The following is a 2,470-nucleotide window of genomic DNA, read 5'->3' as shown; positions in this document are numbered from 1 at the left end:
CAACACGCGTTCCAGGCGTGCGCCATAGGCCGCTAGGCGAATCCTCCAGCTTGCTGTGCGAAACACGGCAGGTTCAAGAGTACCTGACAAAGTGCCCAACTCACGAATCGAAGGTCGGGGCGGCCAAATATGACCGCTAGCACGGCTGATTTACTGCAAGAAATAAGGGCAGTACGACCCCGTTCAAGCCCTACTGCCCTTATTTCCCTATGCGTCCATTGCGGAAGGCAGGCAACGCATCAAGGGTAGGACGTGCAATACGTCCCAACAGTGCAGATGGCGGCGCTCCCACTACCTTCTGCACTACGCAGCCAACTTTACAACATTGTCACATTGCTACGGAATTTCCGGATATGTAGGCGTGTCACATTCACTCCGCACTATTTTTGCTGCCCGGAATTCAACACGTTAAATAATCGGTACGAAGGGTCGGCGCGAGTCAGTGCCCTGCACGCATGGCCAAGGCTGCCGTGACGAATCCTGACACCGCAAAGGTGGCTGCCAAGACCCACAGGAAGAACTGTTGACCTGAGTGGCGGTGCACTCGCTGGCTGGTGTTGGTTGAAAACACTTCACTGCGCACCAGTGCCATGACTCCACAACCGAAGGCCAGCACCCAAAATACCCATTCGAAGACTCCGTACCACATTCTCGATCGCTCCCTCGGTGGGTCCTCGTAGCGCAGGGGCGGAAGCGCGGCGGGACCGGCTTGGCAATGGCGTCAATGCCCCTATGTGGCGAACGTACCACCGTGGAAGAGAAATTGATATGCCTTGCCTTGCGTGGCACTTCGGTTGGCGGATTCGCACCCACCGCCACTGTCAGGTAAGCTGATTCCCGGCCCCTCATGTGGCGTCACCCTGTGAACTCCCCCAGGACCGGAAGGTAGCAAGGGTAAGCGGGCTCTGGCGGGTGCATGGGGGGTCTTTATTTATCCCCAGATATGCCGGATTTGCAGCATCAAGGCGGCAATTTGTCAGGCGGATTAGATAGGGTTTGAACTGTGAGCGCACCAACAGCCCTGTATCGCCGGTACCGTCCGGATTCCTTTGCCGACGTGATCGGACAGGAACATGTCACGGCACCCTTGATGGCTGCCTTGGACAAGAACCGCGTGAACCACGCCTACTTGTTTTCCGGCCCCCGCGGCTGCGGCAAAACCACGTCTGCGCGCATCCTGGCCCGCTGCCTCAACTGTGCCCAAGGCCCCACCTCCCACCCGTGCGGCACATGCGACAGTTGCATCGAATTGGCCCGAGGTGGTGCCGGCTCGCTCGACGTCATTGAAATTGACGCTGCCAGCCACGGTGGCGTCGACGACGCCCGCGACCTGCGTGAACGTGCCACCTTCGCGCCCATTCGCGACCGCTACAAGATCTTCATCATCGATGAGGCCCACATGGTCACCTCGGCAGGCTTCAATGCACTGCTGAAAATTGTTGAAGAGCCGCCGGAGCACATCAAGTTCATCTTTGCCACAACGGAGCCTGACAAAGTCATTGGCACCATCCGCTCGCGCACCCACCACTACCCCTTCCGGCTAGTGCCGCCTGAACCGCTCATGGCGTACCTGGCGCTACTGTGCGAACGCGAAAATGTTGCCGTTGCCCCGGGCGTGCTCTCACTGGTGGTCCGCGCCGGCGGTGGTTCGGTGCGCGATTCACTCTCCGTCCTTGACCAGCTCATGGCCGGTGCCGGTGCCGCAGGTTTGGACTATGACCTGGCCGTGGACCTGCTCGGCTACACCCACGCCTCACTGCTCGACGACGTTGTCGAAGCGCTGGCCGCCAACGATTCAGCCACTGTTTTCAAGTCCGTGGACAAGGTCATCCAAACCGGCCACGACCCCCGCCGTTTCGTTGAAGACCTCCTTGAGCGTTTTCGCGATCTCATCATTGTGCACGCCATGCCGGAAAGTGCGCACGCCATTTTGCGCGGCACCCCTGACGAGCTCATTGCCCGTATGCAGTCCCAAGCCGCCCAGCTCGGCGCCGCCGAGTTGTCCCGCGCCGCCGACATCACCAACGCCGCATTCAACGAAATGACGGGCGCTACCTCCCCCCGTCTGCACCTTGAACTACTCGGCGCACGCCTCCTGCTGCCAGGCGCGGATTCCTCCGTTCGCGGCATGGGCACCCGCCTGGATCAGCTCGAACGCCGTCTCAACTACGCAGGTGCACCCGCTGCCGGGAATGCCCCGGTAATGGCTGCCCCCTCCCCTTCCCCGGACGCTGTCTCGTCACAGCCACGTTCGACGCCGGAGCCCACCCATGCCGACCCCGGAACCTCCCGCGGTGGGCTGGCTGCCGTACGCGCGCAATTGGCCCGTGCCAAGGCTGAAGCAGGTGCTGAAGTTACTGCGCGCCACACACCCTCGCAGGCACAGCAGGCACAGCAGGCCGATCCTCAGGTAGTTCCCGAATCAGGTCTTCAGGATGAACAAGCAGGACATAGGGGTCAGCCCTCCCGA

At 60.9% G+C, this 2,470-nt stretch carries 2 protein-coding genes and 1 other RNA gene; 2 read left to right on the top strand and 1 reads right to left on the bottom strand.

What is annotated here, in order from left to right; translation table 11 throughout:
- Window positions 1-439 precede the first annotated feature (439 nt).
- A complete protein-coding gene (locus Q4P21_RS16160) occupies window positions 440-649 on the bottom strand; it encodes a hypothetical protein (protein WP_303389742.1) in 210 nt (69 codons plus the stop codon).
- A gap of 187 nt (window positions 650-836) precedes the next feature.
- Between Q4P21_RS16160 and ffs the strand changes: the two genes are divergently transcribed.
- Both ffs and Q4P21_RS16150 read left to right on the top strand, forming a co-directional pair.
- Window positions 837-932, top strand: an RNA gene (ffs, locus tag Q4P21_RS16155) — signal recognition particle sRNA small type.
- Between the two features lie 71 nt (window positions 933-1,003).
- Window positions 1,004-2,470 (top strand): DNA polymerase III subunit gamma and tau (locus Q4P21_RS16150; RefSeq protein ID WP_303389741.1); only part of this gene is annotated, 1,467 nt, incomplete at its 3' end.

Origin of the sequence: Arthrobacter sp., assembly GCF_030540645.1 — a bacterium.
In the GTDB taxonomy this organism is placed as follows: Bacteria; Actinomycetota; Actinomycetes; order Actinomycetales; family Micrococcaceae; genus Specibacter.
The sequence above is the reverse complement of the archived record's forward strand: the minus strand, read 5'-3'. Positions and strand labels throughout refer to the sequence as shown.